Here is a 743-nt window from a genome sequence, read left to right on the forward strand (position 1 = left end):
GACGAGTGTGGCGCAAGCTCCACTTGGCGGTGGATGCCACAACCCATGCGGTCATCGCTGCCGAAGTCAGCCTGGAGACGGTGGCGGATAACGAGGTGTTACCGACGTTGCTCAACCCCTTACGACGCAAGATAAAACAGGTCAGCACCGATGGTGCGTATGACACCAAGGCCTGTCATGCGCTACTGAAGAAGAAGGGGGCGAAAGCCACCATACCGCCGAGAAAAAATGCGGCACCGTGGGAGGAAGGCCATCCCCGCAACGAGGCGGTGACGGCGCTCAAGGCCGGTGAACTGAAGCAATGGAAGAAAGACTCCGGCTATCACCAGCGCTCGATAGCCGAGACCGCCATGTACCGGTTCAAGCAACTCATCGGGCCAACGCTGAGCCTGCGGAACTACAACGCCCAGGTGGGCGAAATCCTGGCTGGCGTGAAGGTGATGAACAAGCTGATAGGGCTTGGTATGCCTGTTCGCCAGCCAGTGAATTGAGTGGTATCAACGGGTTGGGGAACGGCCATCCAGCGACGGATTTGATCAACAACGCCGTGTTATACGACATGACAATCTCAGTGAGATCCTCCTCTATGTAGAAAGCACCTAAATAGCTGTTCCGAATAGTAGATCACCGGAGGAAGGGAACTCAGTCCAGTTTGTGCGATCTGATTAGTCGCTAAACAAAACAAGCCACACCCAAAGGACTGAGTTGATGCCTATCCTACCACCTCTGCCACGACCACAACG

At 55.5% G+C, this 743-nt stretch carries 1 protein-coding gene; it reads left to right on the plus strand.

Annotated features, from left to right (window positions below):
- Positions 1-491, plus strand: a 491-nt coding sequence (locus J9889_RS21040) for an IS5 family transposase (protein WP_210558002.1), incomplete at its 5' end; no start/stop codon positions are given.
- Between the last annotated feature and the right edge of the window lie 252 nt (positions 492-743).

The organism is Aeromonas sp. PrichA-15 (assembly GCF_017939245.1).
In the GTDB taxonomy this organism is placed as follows: Bacteria; Pseudomonadota; Gammaproteobacteria; order Enterobacterales; family Aeromonadaceae; genus Aeromonas; species Aeromonas caviae.